This window comes from Fibrobacter sp. UWB15, from assembly GCF_900177705.1.
Taxonomy (GTDB): domain Bacteria; phylum Fibrobacterota; class Fibrobacteria; order Fibrobacterales; family Fibrobacteraceae; genus Fibrobacter.
This window is the reverse complement of sequence record NZ_FXBA01000004.1, coordinates 13,645-33,483: the sequence shown is the minus strand read 5'-3', so window position 1 is coordinate 33,483 and position 19,839 is coordinate 13,645. Positions and strand designations below refer to the sequence as shown.

12 protein-coding genes are annotated in these 19,839 nt (G+C 53.5%); 5 read left to right on the top strand and 7 right to left on the bottom strand.

Going from position 1 to position 19,839, the window contains the following annotated elements:
• Window positions 1–121 precede the first annotated feature (121 nt).
• Together B9Y58_RS07695 and B9Y58_RS07690 are read left to right on the top strand one after the other, a co-directional pair.
• Complete coding sequence (locus B9Y58_RS07695) at window positions 122–2,791, top strand: hypothetical protein (protein WP_073057596.1); 2,670 nt, start codon at window positions 122–124, stop codon at window positions 2,789–2,791.
• A gap of 35 nt (window positions 2,792–2,826) precedes the next feature.
• Window positions 2,827–4,599 carry an Ig-like domain-containing protein gene (locus B9Y58_RS07690; RefSeq protein ID WP_073057601.1) on the top strand — a complete coding sequence of 591 codons (1,773 nt, stop codon included), beginning with the start codon at window positions 2,827–2,829 and terminating at the stop codon, window positions 4,597–4,599.
• 3 nt (window positions 4,600–4,602) lie between these two features.
• On the opposite strand, the gene B9Y58_RS07685 is transcribed toward B9Y58_RS07690, so the two are convergent.
• The 4 genes from B9Y58_RS07685 to B9Y58_RS07670 form a co-directional block, all read right to left on the bottom strand.
• Window positions 4,603–5,667 carry a histidine phosphatase family protein gene (locus B9Y58_RS07685; RefSeq protein ID WP_073057603.1) on the bottom strand — a complete coding sequence of 355 codons (1,065 nt, stop codon included), beginning with the start codon at window positions 5,665–5,667 and terminating at the stop codon, window positions 4,603–4,605.
• A complete protein-coding gene (locus tag B9Y58_RS07680) occupies window positions 5,667–7,580 on the bottom strand; it encodes a formylglycine-generating enzyme family protein (RefSeq protein WP_073057650.1) in 1,914 nt (637 codons plus the stop codon). The genes B9Y58_RS07685 and B9Y58_RS07680 overlap by 1 nt, the downstream gene beginning before the upstream one ends.
• 177 nt (window positions 7,581–7,757) lie before the next feature.
• Window positions 7,758–9,122 carry a T9SS type A sorting domain-containing protein gene (locus B9Y58_RS07675; RefSeq protein WP_233247966.1) on the bottom strand — a complete coding sequence of 455 codons (1,365 nt, stop codon included), beginning with the start codon at window positions 9,120–9,122 and terminating at the stop codon, window positions 7,758–7,760.
• A 107-nt stretch (window positions 9,123–9,229) separates the two neighbouring features.
• Window positions 9,230–10,879: a glycosyl hydrolase gene (locus tag B9Y58_RS07670; RefSeq protein ID WP_073057606.1), complete on the bottom strand. Its 1,650-nt coding sequence runs from the start codon at window positions 10,877–10,879 to the stop codon at window positions 9,230–9,232.
• Between the two features lie 179 nt (window positions 10,880–11,058).
• On the opposite strand from B9Y58_RS07670, the gene B9Y58_RS07665 reads away from it, so the two are divergent.
• Complete coding sequence (locus tag B9Y58_RS07665) at window positions 11,059–11,907, top strand: TIGR02147 family protein (RefSeq protein WP_073057608.1); 849 nt, start codon at window positions 11,059–11,061, stop codon at window positions 11,905–11,907.
• A gap of 62 nt (window positions 11,908–11,969) precedes the next feature.
• Window positions 11,970–13,154, top strand: a complete 1,185-nt coding sequence (locus B9Y58_RS07660) for a CIA30 family protein (protein ID WP_233247967.1) — start codon at window positions 11,970–11,972, stop codon at window positions 13,152–13,154.
• 75 nt (window positions 13,155–13,229) lie between these two features.
• On the opposite strand, the gene B9Y58_RS07655 is transcribed toward B9Y58_RS07660, so the two are convergent.
• Genes B9Y58_RS07655 through B9Y58_RS07645 form a run of 3 tightly spaced genes read right to left on the bottom strand, consistent with a single transcriptional unit; the run spans window position 13,230 to window position 17,160 of the window.
• Window positions 13,230–15,122 carry a glycoside hydrolase family 5 protein gene (locus B9Y58_RS07655; RefSeq protein ID WP_073057612.1) on the bottom strand — a complete coding sequence of 631 codons (1,893 nt, stop codon included), beginning with the start codon at window positions 15,120–15,122 and terminating at the stop codon, window positions 13,230–13,232.
• 26 nt (window positions 15,123–15,148) lie between these two features.
• Window positions 15,149–16,351: a carboxypeptidase-like regulatory domain-containing protein gene (locus B9Y58_RS07650; RefSeq protein WP_073057614.1), complete on the bottom strand. Its 1,203-nt coding sequence runs from the start codon at window positions 16,349–16,351 to the stop codon at window positions 15,149–15,151.
• Window positions 16,351–17,160, bottom strand: a complete 810-nt coding sequence (locus B9Y58_RS07645; RefSeq protein WP_255396661.1) for a TIGR02147 family protein — start codon at window positions 17,158–17,160, stop codon at window positions 16,351–16,353. The genes B9Y58_RS07650 and B9Y58_RS07645 overlap by 1 nt, the downstream gene beginning before the upstream one ends.
• 325 nt (window positions 17,161–17,485) lie before the next feature.
• Between B9Y58_RS07645 and B9Y58_RS07640 the strand changes: the two genes are divergently transcribed.
• Window positions 17,486–19,831, top strand: coding sequence for an Ig-like domain-containing protein (locus B9Y58_RS07640; RefSeq protein ID WP_073057618.1), 2,346 nt, complete (start codon window positions 17,486–17,488; stop codon window positions 19,829–19,831).
• Window positions 19,832–19,839: the final 8 nt, after the last annotated feature.

Sequence of the window (19,839 nt, the reverse complement as noted above, 5' to 3'; positions counted from 1 at the left end):
AGCCGGGGCGTTTTTTTTGCACCGCAGGTGCCCGCCGTAGTCCGCGGACAACTGGAAATTTCTTTTACCCTACCCCCGGAGCAAATTCGAGGGTATTTTTGTGGGCAGAAAGGAGCTTTGTATGGGATGTTTGAACTCTGTTCACGTTTTGGGCCTCTCGGCGGCGCTTGCCTTTGCCGCATCGCCCGTCATCAAGGTCGATTTTGACATGAGCGGCCGCAATTCGAGCGAAGTTACGGAACCGAATTACGTGCCCTGGGTGGTTTCGGGTGTCGCTTCGAAAGATACGACGCTTTCGGGCGTGAAGGTGAATGTCGCCGGAAGCGCGAACCTCAAGGCCAACTGGTACAAGGCCGGGGTGCAGTCCCCGAGCTATGCGCGCCTTGTGTGCGACGGCGTGATGGTCGAAGGCGGCGGGGCGATTACGCTCACCTTCTCGAATCTTGCGGCAGGGACGCACAGCCTCCTTTTGTACCTGAACAATGTCGATGGGACGGCGGTAAGCAACAGCATCGATGTCTATGTGAACAACTCGAAGCAGGCGTCGGTCAAGCCCACGAATCGTGCGCTCTCGACAGGCGAGGCGGCGATTGCCTACGTGACTTTTAATGTAAGCGGTACGGGTGCCTCGACCGCGATAAAGCTGAATACGGGAACGGTTACCCTGAACGGCTTTGAACTGAACGTGCCCAATGCGGCGGCACAGGCGACAGGGCCTTCGCCTGCGGATCTGGATTATCACGCTCCGCACGAAAACGGAGCGCTGACGCTTTCGTGGACGGCGGCGAAGTCGGCCGTAAAGCATCGCGTCTATTTCGGGACGGATTCGGCGGCTGTGCTTGCGGCAACGCCCTCGAGCACTGCGGTTTACAAGGGTGAACAATCTGGAAACTCGTATAAGGTGAGCGGTACGACTCCGCTCCAGACATACTACTGGCGCGTAGATGAGGTTGATGCGAACGGAACGGTCACGGCAGGGAATGTCTGGTCGTTCAAGCCGGGTCGCGTCGCGTTCGAGGGTGCCGAAGGTTATGGCCGCAATGCGGTCGGCGGGCGCGGCGGCAAGGTAGTGTACGTGACGAACCTGAACGATGACGGTGCAGGCTCCTTGCGCGAGGCGTGCACGGCAGAAATTGGCCCGCGCACCATCGTGTTCAAGGTGTCGGGAATGATCCAGCTGAAATCGCGCCTGGTCTGCAATCAGGATTACGTGACGATTGCGGGGCAGACTGCTCCCGGCAAGGGAATAACTATCAAGAGCGCCCCCATCGGGTTCACGGGCAAGGATATGGTTATCCGCTTCATGCGCGTGCGCCTGGGCTACGGCGCCACCTACGACGGTATGGGGCTCACCGGCGGCGACCACAGCATATTGGACCATGCGAGCATCAGCTGGACGATTGACGAAGCCTTCAGTAGCCGAGGCGGCAAGAACCTTACGCTGCAGCGCACGCTGATTTCGGAAGCCTTGAACATTGCGGACCACCAGAACTATGCAGCGGGAACGGGGCACGGGTACGCGGCGACCATCGGCGGCGATATCGGCAGTTTCCACCACAACCTGCTTGCGCACAATGCGGGCCGCAACTGGAGCCTGGGCGGTGGCCTCGACGGGAACGGCTACTATGCGGGTCGCCTCGACATATTCAACAACGTTGTCTATAACTGGGTGAGCCGCGTGACCGATGGCGGTGCGCACGAGGTGAATTTCGTGGGCAATTACTACAAGGAGGGCGCCGCCACTACCTTGCACGGCTATACATTGCGCGCGCAGTTCGAAGGTACGGGCAAAGGCTCGCAGGCGTATTACTACCACAACAATATTCTCGAGGCTGCGGGCGGCAAGTTCACCTGCGACGGCACCAACGACAATTGCGGTCGCGAGTATTCGCTTTCCGGCGGGCAGGTGCTGGATTGGGAACCCTGGAACAGCAAGCCCTTCTTTGCCTCGTATGCGACTGTCCAGAGCGCGAAGGCCGCCTACAAGGATGTGCTGAGCGATGTGGGCCAGCGCATGCCGGTACTTGACAATCACGACACCCGCGTGATAAACGAGACCAAGAACGGAACTTACAGCATGAAGGGTTCCGTGGGTGGCATGGCGGGCATTCCCGACCGCGAAACCGACGTGAAGGATTCGGCGAACATCAAGGGCTGGGAGCCTTACCCGAGCGAAATCCGGGCTGACGATTACGACAGCGATTTGGACGGGCTTCCGGACTGGTGGGAAAATATGTACGGGTACAATCCGAAGTCGAAGAGCGGCGACTTTAGCGAAGCGAACAGGGACCGCCTGGGTGACGGCTGGACGGAACTGGAACGCTACCTGGAATGGATGGCCCGCGCGCACTACACCTTCGCGAAGGGCGAAACCCAGGTGATAGACCTTTCGCAGTTTACCCGCGGTTACGACGGCGGCACCTACACCGTGTCGGCCCCGAGCGGCGTGACGGCGACCGTGAGCGGTTCCAGGTTGACTGTGAAACTCGCCGACAGCTTTGCAGGTGTGGGCTACGTGCAGTTTACGCTCAAGGACAACGCGGGCGATACCTTTAGCCGCTACATCGGCGTGACGCAGGGCCTAGCCTTGAACGCCTCGCAGGGCGAACAGGATGAAAACGATACGACATCTATTGTCGCGGGCGATTCGACTGCGACAGGAGATTCCACGACAACATCGTTAAGGCCGCGTGCGCAGAGAAAGCATGTAAATGGCCTTGGACGCATTTACGACACGCAGGGACGCCTCTTGAAGCAGCGAAAACATAGGGGTTTTTACCTGACGCGATAAATTTTTAGTATAATAAGATGAAAGGATGGTCGATTATGGGAATGTTTGGTACAAAAACGACAGTTTCGGCGCTTTGCCTAACAGTGTTTGGTTTTATCGGGGCCGGTGCCGAGCCGCTGGCTTTTCCGGAGGCGCTGGGTTTTGGCGCGCAGGTCACGGGTGGCCGTGGCGGCAGCGTTTATCACGTGACGAACCTGAACGATGACGGTGCGGGTTCTTTCCGCGATGCGGTGAGCCAGGGTAACCGCATCGTGGTTTTTGACGTGGGTGGCATCATCAACATCAAGACGGCAGTTTCCATCAAGAGTAACATTACCATCGCGGGGCAGACGGCCCCGGGCGAGGGAATCGCCATTCACGGCGGCAAGCTCAGTACCGGCAAGCAGAATAACATCATCATCCGCTACCTGCGAATCCGTCCGGGCGAAAATACCGCGTCCGAGAAGGATGACGCACTCAACCTTTACGATTCCAAGAACGTGATTGTGGACCACTGCTCGGTGGAACTTGCTCCGTGGAATAATTTCGGCGGCTCCTCGGACAATGCCTCCTATCGCGTGACGGGAATAACGGTGCAGAACTCGCTGATTGCAAACCCCATCGGGCAACAGTTCGGTGCGCATATTGAATCGGTGGACGGCACGTGGGCCTGGTACTACAATGCCTTTGTGAACACGCACAACCGCAATCCGCTCGACAAGATTAACGATGTGTTCGTGAACAACATCCTCTACAACTTCGAGGCGGGCTACACGACGCATACAAGTACGCATTTCAATCACGATATCGTGAATAATTACTTTGTCTATGGTCCGAAGGGGAGTAACCCGTGGTTCCAGGTGGACAAGAACCAGAGTATCTACGCGAGTGGCAACATGATCGACACGGACCGCGACGGAAAACTGAATGGCGGGCCTTCGAGTATTTACTACTACCAGGGCGTGGGCGAGGAACTTGCGAAACCCTGGAGCGAACTTACGACATCGGGCCCGATGCTCAGTGCAGCAAGTGCGTGGCGCTATGTGACGTCGCAGAGCGGCGTGCTCCCGTACGACGATATTGATTCCCTGATATGGCGCCAGGTGGGGACACTTGGGAAAGAAGGAGCCTTGGTGAAAAGCGTTGGTGCCATGGGAATCAAAACCAATAACGGCTGGGGAGAGGTGATTGCGGGGAAGGCCGCGACCGATTCCGACAAGGACGGCATGCCGGATTACTTCGAAGAGGCTCTTGGTTATGACAAGTCAAAAGACGATGCCATGACCAAGGAAAGCGATGGCTACGTGCGCATCGAAAAATATATCAACTGGCTGGGCGCCATGCATGCGACGGCTGCGGGCGGCAAGTCCCTCGATTTTGACCTGCGCACGATTACGCGCGGGTTCAAGGATGTATCGCCGACCTACAGCGTGTCTGCTGCGGAGAACGGAACCGTGGAACTTGCGGGTGACGGCTATACGGCAAAGTTTGCGCCCAAGGCGAATTTCAGCGGGCTTGCCTCGTTCAAGTACACCGTGAAGGGCAACGACGGTACCGAATATACGGGCCGCGTCGAGGTGCTGGTGGAAAAATCCGCCGGCGCAGATACTTCAACCGTGCAGCCGCAGGACACGACTGCGCGCGATACCTCCGCGACCGACACGACGTCTATTGTCGCGGGTGATTCTACGGCGACGGATTCGACAACCGTGATACGGGGCCTTCGTCGTGCACGCCCTGCCGACATGCGCGGGGCTACGCATAAGGAATACCGCGACCTGAAGGGACGCCGCTTCGACAGGCAGATTCCCTACAGGGTAATGTTCTAGGTTCTATTTGGTGTAAATCTTATGCTCGGCCATATAGATAGCTAGGTAGTCAATGACGCCGGATTCTGCGCCCTTTACGGGAATATACCGCAGGTTTTTCTGTGCGTCTACAATAATGGCGAGCCCTGCGATATAATTTATCCAGTGGTAATCTTCGTAATATTTGAGAGCGACGTTCTTTTGCGAACCGAAAACGGCGAGTGGCATCACAAAGATGTCGTGCGATACCATGATGGTGATGCGTTTCCACTTGGATAAATTTTTCAGGATGACCGCTTGCATGAATTCTTGTGCGCGGGGCTCCATTTCGTAAAATGTTTCCGGGTATCCGCCTTCGTATGCCCAGCGTGCCATCAGTTCGACTGAACTGCCCTTTAGGCCGAGCGCGGTCGCTTGCTTTGCGAGAGAGTCGGCCGAAATTTTCAAAAACCAATTGCCGGTAATGTCGTAATTCGTGATGAGTTTCGGGGACGTCGCTTCGCCGCGTCCTTTTGAGATTTGGTTTGCGGTTTCGTTCGTGCGCACGAATCCCGAAGTGACGTACGAGAATTCTTCTTCGCTCTTGAGGGTTGCCCCTAGATCCCGCGCCATCTGGATTCCGTTTGCGGTGAGTTCAGTTTCCAAAGCCACGTCGTCTTCACGTTCGGAATGGCGGATGATAAAAACGGCCTTTTCGTCGGGGGCAAGACTCTTGTAGACGTCGGCGATGGTAGCGAATCCGTCTTTGTCCAAAACGATTTCCGGAGAGGGTTCAATGACTTCTGACGAAGAAGATTCCTCGATTGAAGAGGAATAGTCGACATATGGTTCTGCGGACGAAGACAGAGCGTGTGGAATATGTTCGCTAGAAGAGTATGCCGGAATGGTCGAGGATGACATTGCCAGAGAAGGCATTGCCGAGGACGACCATTCCGGGGAATCTTGCTCGGACGACTGCACGGGTATCCAGGAGTGATTGGAGGCTTTGTCGGACGAGCTTGATTCAATATCGGGGTTAGATACTTTGTCGTTGCATGCCGTGAGTGCTGCAATACATGCTGTGGCAAAGATGAAAATGTACGTGCGCATTATGACCCCCACTGATAATCTCCTGGTTCGTAAACGGGATTTTCGCCGTTGAAGCCGCGGGGACGTTTGATTTTGTCATCGTAAAGGGTCTTGTTGAATATGCGGAAGTCGCCTCGTTCATAACTTTGGAATGAAATGTGACAGAAAATGGGGCCTGCGGGCATATATTCGCTGTAGCTCATGGTGCGTTCGCCAGCGGTGTAGAGGTAGTTGAAGTATTTCCCGTTCAGCACGATGTGTAGCCCGATGTTACCCACAGTGAACCAGCGGCCTTTTGCGAGAATATTCTCGTGGTGCGTATCGTCGTAATCCATGACTACGAATTCGGCATCACCATTCTTGTCGAGGTGGAATCGGTACTTATGGTTGCCTCCGCAACAGCGCCCGTCAAAGAACCAGGTGTATCCACTTGCGGCAGCAATACGCGGGTCGCGCACGCTTGTGTCGGGGTGGGCGAGCTGTTCGTCTGTCACGAGGCGCTCGGGCTCAACGGCGGCGATCAACTGTTCCAATGTTTTCGGGTTGCTTACGGTCGTAAGGCTTACCTTGTTCTTAGCTTCGCTTGCAGCACGGCGGTACAGTCGGTAGGGAATGCCGTCGTCACTGATCATGGTGAGCTCATCTTGACTGAATACGTAGTAGGCGTACGTCTTGGTCCCGGTTTTGGTGACCACGTTAAAGCTGCGGTTGTTGAGCGTGTACCATTGTCCAGAAACGTTCGGGAATCCTGAAACGGCTGCAATTCCGTCTTCGCCGATGACAACGGTGTAGTCATCGCTGATCCAGGCTTCGTCGGCTGCGGTAATGAGGCGGCAGTCGCGGTTTTTGTCTCCGGCACAAACCGCGTCGCTCGGGTTCGCCGCTTCGCAGGCGCTAATCATTCCCGGCGGAAGTTCAGTAGAGGCCCCTAGCCTAAATCCCATGTCGGCGGCGCCATCGCGGCTACGGATAGCCCTGCGGCTCACCCGAGCGAATTCGGCAGGTTCGCCGTAACTGCCGCCACGTCGCGTCTTGTTGCCAGAACCCGTGAGTTGTACCGGGTTGACTTTGTCGCCTGCGGTATAGCCCACGAGCCAGTCGTACACCCATTCCCAGGAATTGCCACTCATGTCGTAAAGCCCGAGCTTGTTAGGCTTTTTGGTGGCAACATCGTGTGCCGTGCCGCCGCTGTTTTCGGAGTACCAGGCGACATCGTCAATGGCGTTGCCTCCTGAGAATTTGAAGCTGTCGGCAATCCCATCCTTACCTCCGCGAGCAGCAAATTCCCATTCGGCATCGGTAAGCAGGCGGTATTGCCTGCCTGTCAATTGCCCTAATTTACAAGCAAAATTGTTCGCATCAAACCAGCTTACTCCTATTTTGGGGGCGTTTTCTGATTCCCATGCGTTTTTCTTGCCGCCCATGACGGCGTTCCATTGGCTGACCGTGACTTCGGTTTTGGCGATAAAGTAGTCGCTGACGGTTACCTTGTGCGCGGGAGTCTCGTAAATTTTGTCTTGTTCGGCGCAGTTGTCGCACCCGCGTGTGTACGAACCTCCCGGAACATGAACCATGTCAAATAAGACACCGTTTACGGTATCGGTAAAATTTGCGGGTGCAATATATGAAAATCCGGTTCCGCTTGAAGAACTTGGAGAGGCTACAAGTTCACCGGACGAGGAGGAGCTAATAAACAAGACGTCCGATGAACTTGTTGCAGTGAGTCCGCTCGATGAATAGGTGCTGACTTCGCCAGCAATGGCTCCGGAGCTGATTTCCTGAAGAGAATCAGCGTTTGACGAATCCGGAAGAGTCGTTGCTGGGGAATCGCCCTCGGCGGGGGGAGTTAACCCACTTTCGGGCGATTCCGAGCAACCTCCAAACATCCCAGCGATAATGGTAACCGCTATAACACCCGAGGAAAACTTGTGCATACGCACCCCCATCGAGTCTACATCCTTAACCGGTTCTAATATAAACTTAAACTAAAAGGAAAAGACTGTATTTATTCTTTTACTGTGGACAAATATGTCAACACCTATGTCTGCGCTTTAAAAAAGAAGCACTCCGTTCGGAGAGCCTCTTTGTTTGGTTTAAGAAGATTTGTGTTTTTACTTTACCTGTACGGTACTTGTCTGGACTGCGTTTTGGCCCCGGATGATGGCTATGTACTGACCCGTCGGAAGGTTTTCGAATTGCACTTGTCCATAATTCTGCAAGAGAGCCTTTTGGGAAACAATTTGCCCTGTCGCAGAAACAAGGGTGACGGAGGTTGCGTTATGGGAATTGCCCTCGACGACGATGTTCTTGCCTTGTGCGTAAATTCGAGGTGCGACAAACTTGCTTGCAACTTTTAAAGCCGTGGTGGAGTCTGGCTTTGTGGTTGCGGTGTCGCCTGCAGCGTACAAGGGAGCGAGCGCTTCGGCCCACAAGTGGTGCATGGCTTGCCCACCCTTCGTTTCGCCATTCGGGTGAACACCGTCGCTGGCGAGTTGTTCCGGATGCTCTTTGAAGTAGGCGTAAAAATCGGGGCCTGCAGGCAGATTGTTGTCTTCGACAAGTTTGTCTACGGCCTTCAAAAATACCGGATTGATCTGCCAACCTGCCTTGGCGGAATCGGTTGCTATAATCCGTGCAATCACGGGCGTGATTCCGTGAGCCTTTGCAGAGTCGATAATCGTCTGCATGTTGCTCACGTAAGTGTTCAGGTTCCAATCGCCACCGCCCCAGGCGTCGTTCGTGCCCATTTCGATTGCCCAGAACTTCACGTTACCTGCGTACTCCAGGTATTCGCCCAAGTGCTCGACGACCTCGGTGCTGTTGATGCAGCCGATGCCTCCGCGCAACATGGCGGGCGTGTATTCGGGGAATCTTGCATGAATGAGCTGCGCTGTGGTGGAATCGGTATCCTGCTGCTTGATTCCCATCTGGCTGATGCTCGTGCCCATAAAGAACCAAGTGTCGGTGCCGCCATTGCTCATGTCAAAGGCTTCAATTTCAAGAATCTGGCCCACGTCGCCTTCGCTTGCGAACTTGAACCAGGATTTGCCCGCAAAGTCAATAGTTACACCGCGTGCCATTACGGGGTTATTCACGATTGTGGCTGCAATTTCCCAATCGCCGTCGCTACCGTCAGTGGAATTTGCGGAGGTCAAAATCTTGAAATTCGAGAGTGCGACGCCGCTATGCCCACAACCGCTCGTGAAATCGGTCGCCCAGGCACAATCGCCGAACGATTCCCAGTTGATCAAGAGCTTTTGGGGGCCTTCGCCCACGTTCAACGCGATTTCCTTGGCGCTGCTACTCTTCCAGTTGGTCAAGTAACCGTCCGTCAGGTAATCTGTCGTTGTGGCTCCTGTATGAGCCGGCAAACCGCCAGAAACCAACTTATTCGGGGTAATCCCGTAAGAGGCGCACATTCCGCATAACAAAAAAGCTGCGGTTGTGTTCGCCATTTTTAAAGTAAAACAACCCATAAACACTCCAATTTAAAAAAGCGACGCTCAAAAAATAAACTCCAACCCCCGTTGTGTATTCATTTTTTTCGCGTCGCCTTTAAAATTCGTTGAAACCGACTCAATAGTTATTTTTTGATGTATACCGCATTCAAGTTGCGTCCCTGGATTCTTTGACGCACGATGTAGCGCCCCTGCGGAAGTCCCTGCGTAGTGAGTCCCACATAGTGGCCGTTCATGTCAAAGATGCCGATTGTTGTTGCAGGACCGTAGAATGGCGATACCTTTGCAAGACGCGTCGTAGAGGTATCCTGGTTGGGCTTGTATTTGTCCCAGCCGGGCATGTCCTCGAGCGAAATAACACGTTCGTCACCCATGTTGCTCTTCCACACGGCATCCTTCGTCTGGCCGGGCCAGGTTCCGCTCCAGGTGCTGTACCACGGCATCCACCAGCTCCATACGGCCTCGTCGGTGTGCATGTTGTTCACGTCGGGAATGGGCCCGTTTTCGCTGAGTGCAAGAATCTTCGTGCCGTTCGATGCGCTCTTGAACTTGTCAAAAGAACTTGCGTTGCTGGAATGGTCATTGGCGCTGTTATAGATGTCAATGGAAAGCACGTCGTAGTATTCGCTGCCCGGATCCCAGGAGGTGACGGTAGAACCTTCTGGGTTGAATACCCAGATCATGTTCTTCACTCCCTTGACCTTCACCATGCGGTCAAATACCAGGCGGTAGAGGGCCGCAAACTGGTCGCCCGAATTGATACTCCACCAGAACCACTTGCCGCCCGCTTCGTGCAGGGGGCGGAATATGCCTGCAACGCCTTCTTTCTGCAGTTCGAGGAAGTAATCGGCAATATGGTCAATGTCGGCGACAATTCCCTTGTAGGCCGCACTTTCGGTGTCCCATTCGGTGGTGCCGGGCTTGAAACCCGTAGAGAAGTCGAAGTCCGTGTATTCGCCGCCGTTGGCTGCGCTCTGGATGTAGAAGGCGTCCTTCTTGTCGAGCGGATCTTTCCAGTGCCAGGTGAATGCGGGGATGCCGCCAGCCTTCCAAAGGCCTTTTGCAATGGAAATCGCCTTGTCGGTGTATTCCATGTTCCAGCCTTGAGACGCGTTCGGGCCAGTTGCGAAAAGGAAGTCGAGACCGACGAGCGCCGGGTACTTGCCCGTACGCGTGTAGATGTACTTCACATCGTCGTGAGTCTTGAAATCGGCGCCCAGTGTGTAGCCGCTCATGTCGCCGGTCATGATTCCGCTAATCGTCTTCTTGCCGAAGTTTTCGCGCAAGAAATTGTAGAGCTTTACTGCGCTTTCGGTCGCGTTCGGGGTGACCGGGCTTGTGGAGAGCTTGAAGGGCTTTGATTCGTAGGCAGAAATGTCGATGTAGTCCACGTCGATCCATCCCCAGTATTTTTCGATAGCGACGGTATTTGCACCTGCCTTGAGCGTGACGGCCGTTGTGATGTCTGCCCATCCGGTCGTTGCCGCGAAGTCGATGGTGCCTGCGGTGGCGCCATTCACCTTGAGGTAATTTGCCTTGAAGTCACCCGCCTTGTAATGGATGGTGAGCGTGTACTTGCCTGCGGTTTCTGCGGTGACTCCCGTGAAGGTGATCGAGCCTTCTTGGAGGCTTGCGTACCCTGTGCCAGAGACGCCGCTGCTGTTGACAATTTTTGCTTCGCTAGATACGGTTGCCGATTCAGCTTCGTATTTGGCTGCGAAGGCTGTGGTTGCGAGGGTTGCCGCAAGAATGACGGACAATTTCCTTTTAAACATAGTAACTCCTTGATACACCATTGTGCCTTAAATTTATGTTCATGAAAGAGTTTCAGTAAGTTTTTTTTCGGCTGTATGTGGACAAAAATGTCAACATGTCTTTAAAATTTTGATAAAAATTGATTGAAAAAAATTGAATATTTCAATAATAGAATCTATATTATTGGGGCTGGCCAACCATGTTCGCAAGAAATAAAATCAACATATACGACTACACCGACTACCGTAAATTTCTGCAGGATTTTTACGAACTCGAAAAGTCGCTTGATCCGACCTTCAGCTATCGGGTTTTTGCCGCTGCTGTGGACGTTGACGCAAGTCTCCTTGTAAAAATTTTACAGGGAAAGCGCCATGTGTCTTCTAAAGGCATTGAACCGTTCGTTGAATTTTTCCGTTTCAAGGAGGCGAAGGCGGAATACTTCCGCGAAATGGTCGTCTATGGCAAGGCGAAGACCGACGAAGATGTCCGCAAGCATTTTGAGACGCTCCAGAAAATGCGCCCGGCCGTCTGCCGTGAGCTAGACGAGGCTCGTTACCGCTATTTTCAGCAGTGGTACTACCCGATGATCCGTTCGGCGCTCGATGTCTTTGATTATCGTGGCCCGCAAAATGCCGCCGCACTCGCCGAGGCATGCATTCCGAAACTCACCGCCTCTCAGGTTGAGAAAGCCGTTGAGGCGCTGTTGCAGTTGGGACTTGCCCGCCAACGCAAGGATGGCCGCGTGGAACCCACCGAGGCGCACCTCCGTACGCAGGAACATTGGCTGAGTGCAACCATTAGCGACTACCAGGGCTGTATCGCGGAATTGGCGCGCGATTCGATTGCCAATACCCCGAAGGAAAAGCGCGATATAAGCACGCTTACCATGGCGCTTGACTCGAATCAAATCCAAAAAATCCGCGATATTCTTGCCGAAACGCGAAAATCCATCGTAAATGTGGTCAATGCGATGCCCGCGCAAATATGCGATAGCGTTTATCAATTAAATTTTCAGTTGTTCCCGATGATGAAAAAGGAAGAACGGTAAAAATGCTCCAGGTGTTTAGGATCCAAAAATTATTTTATTTCGCGCTCGGCCTAATTCTGACGATGTTTTCGGGCTGTTCCGACAGTGGGCCCGAAACTGCGGGAGCCACGAGCGAGACGACAAACGGAATCGCCATCGTTGCATTCGATGGGGCGCACATGCCTATACCGCAGGCGCGCGTCACCTTGTATCAGCGTGCTGATTTCACTCCTGCGGAAAGTCCGTCCGAAGACGTGAATATCCAGGATGTGACGCAGTTCCTCCCGTCCTATGTTTCTGCGTTGGAAACCGCTACTGCGGATGATTCCGGAATGGTGCAGTTCGAGACTGAACCTGACCAGTGTCAGAACGCAAGGTGCTATGTCGAAGGGATTGCCGGCGAGGACTCCTCGCTCATGGTGTGGTCAAAACTCGATGCGGTAGATTCCATGGCAGACGAAATTGAACTCTTGCCGTCTGTATCGCTTACGGTGCGTACCGGGGCTGCGGCCTCTGATTCTGTAGTTTCGCGCAGTGTCGTGATGCTTGATGCGACTCCCTATTGGGCAAAAAATGATGGAAGCGAGTTTGTCTTCTCGCATGTTCCTGCGGGCCTATATACGCTTCTTGCGGATGATCAGCCTGTTGCCGATGTTTCGCTTGATGCCGGTGCTTCTGTAGATACGCTCATCCGTATTTCAAATGTTACCCGCGAATACGTCTTCGAAGATTTCGACGATGGCGACAACCTGAATAATTTGGCAAAGAAATACCCGAATTACGGTTGGTACTACATGCCGCACAAGGGGGCGACCTTTGAAAGTCCTGACAGTGCCGGCGGTTTTGCGGGCGCGCTTGTAGATGACGGTGCCGGCGGGAAGTATCTCTCGTTAAAGTATGCCATTCAAGATACGGCCTATGTCATGCTCGGGACGCATCTTGGGCTTGATTCCGGTTACTACGATTTGAGTGCGCTTTCTGCGGTTCGAATGAAGGTTCGCGGGGACTGTCGGTTTGCCGTTGCGCTTGAACATTACCGTCAACTTGAAAACAACAACTATAACAAGGCGTTGTGGATTGCGACGGCGAACGACGAATGGACGGAATTGGTCCTTCGGCCCGGTGACGAGCTTTTGGACGACAAAAATTACCAGGTCGCTTGGGACGAAATTTCGACAGAGATTGGCATATTCAGCGTCTTCATATCCGAAGGCTCTCGCCTCGATATAGACGAAATCGTATTCGAAGGAATTCAAATTATCGATTAATCAAATAAAGATGCCTCGGCGGATGCCGAGGCGCTTTTGCTCATGCTCCCTTTTGTTTCGGGGAAAGGCTTTTGCTTACTTGATTGAAATCGGGTGGACGGAATTGCCGAGGCGGAGAATGTAGCGGCCTGCCTGCGGTGCGCTCAGCTTAATGCTGCTTGCGTTTGCGATGCCGGAACGTAGTGTTTGTCCGAGAATGTTCGAAAGCGAGTAATGCGTGCCGTTCTTGATGCCGGTGGCGACAATGTTCAAACCGTTGGTGTTTATGCGGTAATTTGCCTTTGCAGTCTGCGTTTGGACGGCGTCTGTGTTTGTGGGGATTTTTACAGGCGTGTAACCTTCGACGCTTTCGATGCACTTGATGTTTTCGACCCAAAGCGAGGTGTCAAAAAAGTCGTTTGTTACATTAAAGCGGAACGCGGTCGCCGCCGAAAGAACCGGGGTCAGCGGGAGTGCTGCCTGCCAGCCGTTGCTCATCATCCAGCCTAAATCCACGTAGACCGTTTCCCATTCGGGTGCGTACGGCATTTCGACAAAGGGGTAGTCCCAGGCGCCTTCGCCAAAGACATCGATACTGGCGTTCCAATCGTAGTAGAGGATAAACTGGTGGTTTGCTCCTTTGTAGCGGTAGCTAACCATTTTGCACTTGGACAAATCGGGCTCGCCGTCGAACGTGTATTCTGCGCGAATGTACGGGGCGTAATCAAAGCCGGTACCGACGGTGTCTAGCTTCATGTTGTCCATTTTCACGGTAGTTTCGGTAGAGTTGTCGGTAAAGGTGGAATTACCCTTGTCGCCCTGTTCGTCGCCGTAGTCGTCAATGTCGCTGGTGCTGCTCCACTTGCCCGGAATATCGGTGCCGGCGCCGTATGTAATCAAGTTGGGCAACTTGTCGCTGATTTCGGTTTCCCAGTTCAGATTTTTTTGGTAAGTGGTCTTTGCGGGCAAAATGTTTTCTTTGATATAATTGTCGACATCGTTGTTTTCGAGGAAGGGCTTTTCGACATCCCACTTGGCGCAAGAAATTTTCTTCTCGTTGGTCCATGCGAGGAATTTTTCAAGTTCGGTCTTGTGGGCCTCCTTGGTGAAGATTTCATCGATGCCGCCCCATTCCGTTACGAATACGCTAAGGCCGGCTTCCATCGCCTTGTTGGAACTGGACAAGTGGCTAGAAGTCTGATGCAGGTTGGCGTAGAAATGGTAAGTGTAGGCGACGTTATCGTCTTGTACGGGGGCAGCTACGGCATCGCCTGCCATAGAAGACCACATCGGGGTTCCGACGATTACCAGGTTCTTCGAATGTTTGCGGATAGCGCTGATGACCGTGTCGGCGTAGGCTTTCAGGTCTGCCCAGGATTCACTCACGGGTTCGTTGTAGATTTCGAAAATGACATGCGGGTACTTGCCGTAGCGTTCGGCCATGCGCCCGAAGAAGGCGGCAGCATCGTTTGCGGTAAAGCAGGTCTTGTTGTCGTTGAATTCGTACTTTGGCTTTGTTCCCTTATGGATGCAGTTGTAGTAGCCGCCTTCGCTGTGCCAGTCAATCAAAACGTAAATGTCGTTTTGAATAGCGGCTTGAACTACGGTGTCCATCTGCGATTCGAAATATTCGGGGCGGGTCATGTAGCTTCCGTGTCCCCAAGGCGGCACGACGCCCATGGCAGAGCGGACAAGTTCAACGTTCCAGGAGCCGACCAGAGTATCGATAAAGGAACTTCCGTAAAAGCTGCTGCCGTACGGCCAGTACTGACTCCAAGTGAGGCTCATTCCGCGAACCTGGACTTCGGCGCCGTCCTTGACGCCTTGCACGCTGCCGTAAATGCGGCCTTCGCCAGCGGAATTCTTGCCGCTTTGCAAAGCGCCGTATTGGCTAACGGGGCCGACGCGCATGGGTTGAATGGTGGCGAACGCGCTGCTTGTAAAAGCGAGGGCGCACAAGGCTACTATGCCTATATTTGTCTTTTTCATAAAGCACACTCCTATATGTGAAAATTCTAGAATCGCATTCCGAGGCTTGGCCACATGCTCGGCGAAATGCCGTCAAAGCGAATGTTGTCCAAGAAAATCTCTGCGTCTTCGGTCACCAAGATGTTGATGGTGTTGACGGCGATAAGTTCCGTGTCGAAATCGTCGGCGGTAAAAGTGAAATGTTCCCATTCGTCGCTGAGCGTCACGAAGGCTGTCTGGTGGAAGTCTCGTTTGCCGTCGTTGCCGCGCTTGGTGATTTGCAACGAAATCTTTCCGCTGCCCTTGGCGTCGAACGAAATGGCGGTGGCGCTTCGCAAGTCGTAGAAAGCGAACATGTCGTCTTCGTCAAAATCGTCGCCGATAGAGAACCCTGCGACGCCGTAATGGCCTTTAGTTTCCTGATCGATATCGAAAATCAAGTGCAGGCTGCTTCCGCTCTTGGCGCTGTCGCCGGTAACGAGAATCTTGTCGCTATCGATGCCTTCGGCGACGCGGCTGTTCCCGCCTTGCAAGGAGTCGGTGCAAATAAACCACCAACCTTGTCCAAAACTCTTGCCGATAAAGGTCTGTCTGTGTTTCCAATTTTCAAAGTCTTCGACAACGGTGAAAATGCTGTCGGCGATGTTGATGTGATTTGTCGTGGCGCCATCGCTTAGGCCGGTTTCCATTTGGTAAGAGAATTTGCCGAAATACCCTTCAACGAAGGCGTAGTGCACGCCTGCAGGCAAGCCGCTGAATTCAAAGTATCCTTGTGCGTCCGTGGTGACGGTTTGGTCTAGAATGCTTACGGTTGCGTTTTCGACGGCGGTACCGTTATTGGTGATGATGCCTTTCAGGCTTTCGCTTTGGGCGATGGCGAGATTCTGCTCCGGACTGCGTTCGAAGTCAACCCAGCGCATAATGGAAAGCGAGTCGCCGGAGCGCATTTCGAGCAACTGGACGGGGGCCTTCTTTTCGCTCAAGGCGGCGGAGTTAATCTTGAGAATGCCGTTGTCGTCAAGGGAGTCTTCGTAGGCGACAAGCATGGAATCCTCGTTTAAAATCCATACACGGGCGACGGCGTTTTTGAGGGGCATTCCGTGATTGGTGGCTGTAACGATGCCGGCAATTTCGGTTTCGCCGGCGTTGCTGCCTGTGCCGTTTGCGACAGAATTTTCACTTGTGCTGCAGGCGGTGAATGCGATGCCGAGGCTGGCTGCGAAAAGCGAAAGGGCGAGAATAACCTTCATTATTTGCCCTCCTTCACCTTGGCGCGATTCACGAGCTGGAATCCGACATGACAGACGCGGTCGGGGTTCTTTTCTTCGCGGGACATGGCCAAAATTTTTTCGCGAAGCTTGGCGATTTCTTCGCGAACCTTTTCGAAACTTTCCTTGGAAAGGCTGCAGGTTACGCTGGTGATGCTGCGGTCATCGCTCGAGAACAGGTCGTAAACATCGCTATTGACTTCGAGGTTCTTTAAATGGTATTTGCGCAGAATGGTAGAGCGCACGCGGGGTGGCGTCGAGATGGTGGGTTGCTCGACATGGTAGGTTCCGTTATCGTTCAAAGAAACGAATCCGGCATCCTTCAGGTACTTGACTCCGCTTTGCACTTGCGGGGCGCGAAGCGCGGGCGTGAACATCCGGCCGATTTTCTCGGCGGGGGTGTTTGCGGGGAGGAGCGGCAACAGGTCGCGCAAGACGGGGTAGTACCACTTCGAAAAGAACTTGAGGGCGGAATCCTGGAGCTCGTATTCCTGATTTTTTGCACGTACGGCGAGGAGTTTCTTGAGTAGGTTTTCGCGCTCGTCCACGTTTTTTTCGTTGCCGAAGCGGACTAGCGTCAGAAAGTATTCGGATTCTTCGTCGGAAAGCCCCCAGGATTTGGCGAGAGTCTTTGCGTTTGCAGCAGAAAGCGGGCGGGATCCGTCTAGAATGCGGTTGAAAAAGGCGGAACCCGAGACTCCGGCGCTTTCTTGAATGGAACGGATGGACTGCCCTCTGGATTGCAATGCTTCCACAACGGCCCGGATATAATCCCGGTAATCAAAGTACATAAATACACTAATTATGGAAACATTGCTCATGTTGCTAAAGTTAGATAAATATTTGCAAATGTAAAGTAAAATTTTATTATTATAATTTATAAAATACATTAAAAATGGAAACATGTCGGCGTTTTTTGGCCGTAGTCTACGGACAACCCTAAATTTCAAAAAAACTACCCAGCACTCCGATAGGAGTGTATTTTTTTGCGTAAAAGGAGCTTTTACAATCGTTGTCAATGACCAAACACATATTAATGGGCCTGGTGGATAACGTTTTGAAAACAAAAGTGCCAAAATTAGATTATAAAAGGCAATATTACAAAAAGAGGAAAAAATGGGAGTAAAAAAGGATGTTGGGTTGGCTTTAGCGGGCTTTGTCTCGCTTTTTGGAATTTCTGCGGTGCATGCCGCTGTCCCTGCGACAGAAGTGGTTCAACTCCCTTCTGAAGTGGCTTACGGTGGCGGCGACAAGGTGGGTTCGCAGCTGGTGGCCGCGACGTATAATGCGGGCGAAGGTCCGGGTATCTGGATCGTAGCCGATGGCGGCTACAGGCTCTACCACAATGGCGCTCTCCTTGCGCAGGACAACCAGGCGGGCCGCGTGCGCTTTGTGCCGATGACGTTCCTTCCCGGTGAAAATGCAATTTCGGTCGTGGGCGTGAACGGCAAGGGTGCTCCGGGCGTCATGGTGCAGATTGACGACCTGGACAAGTCTTACTATTCCGGCAGTGGTTGGAAATCAAAGCCTGCAGTGAGCAACAACTCGTGGAAAAACAAGGGCCGCGACCTTAGCCAGTGGGGCGGTGCGACAACCCTTAACTACGCAAGCAACAAGCTCCCGAGCGGTGCAACCTTGAATGGTTTTGCCGCGAATACGCAGGCCAAGTGGATTTGGACTTCTGCCGAAACCGACCCGACGGCCGTTCTGCTGTTCACGTTCAACGTGAAGGCCGAAGGATTTGGCGCTTCTACGACGGGCGGTGCTGCCGGCAATATCGTTTTCGCGAGCGATTCCGCAAGCATCCGCAAGTACCTGCAGAGTAACGATGCGGTGACAATCCTTGTGCCCGAAGGTACTTACGATTTTAGGCAGATGCGCAATGCGGTAACCGAGGCGAACAAGCAGGGGCGTACCTGGTGCCGCACGACTTGCAGCGAGAAGAACCGCGTGACGGGCAAGACGAACAAGTTTTACCGCATCGCCTTCGAAAAGAACAGTTGCGCAAGCCTCGGCGAATCCGGACTTGAAATCGTGAAGGAGTCGGACAATCTGCAGGCGTGGAGCAACTGGATTACCACCAAGCCGAACAAGAGTCTCGTGGGCATGGGTCGCGGCGCGAACCTGCGTGGCGCATCCATAGTGGTGCGCAGTAACGAAGGCTCCTACAACCACATTTATCGTAACCTCGGCATTTACGACGTGAACCCGCACTTGATCGAAGGCGGTGACGGCCTTGAAACGGTAGGCACCGCGTCGAAGCATGTGAAGGGCTTCTGGGCCGACCACATCAGCTACAAGTGGATTAGCGACGGTATGGACATGGAATTCGTGGACGACGCCACCATCAGTTACCTGGATTTTGACGGCGCAAACGATTTCAACTGTTGGGGAACCGATCCTTACATGGCACTTGTCGAAGATGCCCACCTGACTTATGCAAATAACTACTGGCACAATACTTATGGCCGCGTGCCGAAGGTGACGGGCGAAAGCAACGGTTCGCAGGTGCATTTGTACAACCAGTATGTGGACTACAACCGCTTCTTTGTGGCGGGTGCAAACGGCCATAGTGCAAGCGCGAAGGCCTACGTACGCTACGAGAATAGCTATATCGATAACGGCAACGGTTACCTTGCCGAATGGGGCGACAACGGCTACGTTTACTTTAGCGGAGTCACGTTCGGGAGCGGAACCAAACAGCAGCACCGCTACAACGGTACGGTGACGCAGGGCGTTCCGCAGGCGCAAACTTTCAACCCGAGCTACAGTTTCGAAAAACGCACCGTTGCAAATCTCCCGAAAGAAATCCCGAGCCTAGCAGGTGTGGGAGGCCGCTACGGCAAGATGCCCGAATACAACCAGGGCTTTGGCCAGAGCAACAAGGCGGCAAGTGTTTCTATGACAGCACCTTCTGCAGGGGCCAAGTTCGATGCCGGCAAGGCTGTCACCTTGAGTGCCACTGCTAAGGATAACGACGGCTCTGTCAAGAAGGTTGATTTTTATGTCGGAACGACTTTAGTCGGTTCTGCGACGGCGTCGCCTTACCAGGTAAATGCCGAGGGCCTTGCTCCGGGTATGCATTCTGCCGTTGCTGTCGTGACGGACAACTCCGGGCTCACCTGGATGTCGGAATACGTCACGTTTACGGTCGAGGGAACGGTTGAGCCCGAATCGTCTTCGTCCGAAGTCGCGGAATCGTCGTCGAGTGTAGAATCTTCGTCGAGCGCGGAACCTGAATCCAGCTCGTCCGAAGTCGTAGAATCCAGCAGCGGGACTACCGCAATTGCCCAGCGCATGAATCTCGGCAACGAGGCAGAAACGGCCTTCTACCGCATCTTCGACTTGCAAGGCCGCCCGCTATTCTCGGGCTACCAGAAGCCTGCCAAGATGCCTGCTGCGCATGTGATGGTGGTGGAATATACAAAGAATGGCGCCGTCAAGCGCCGATATATACAATAACGAACAAC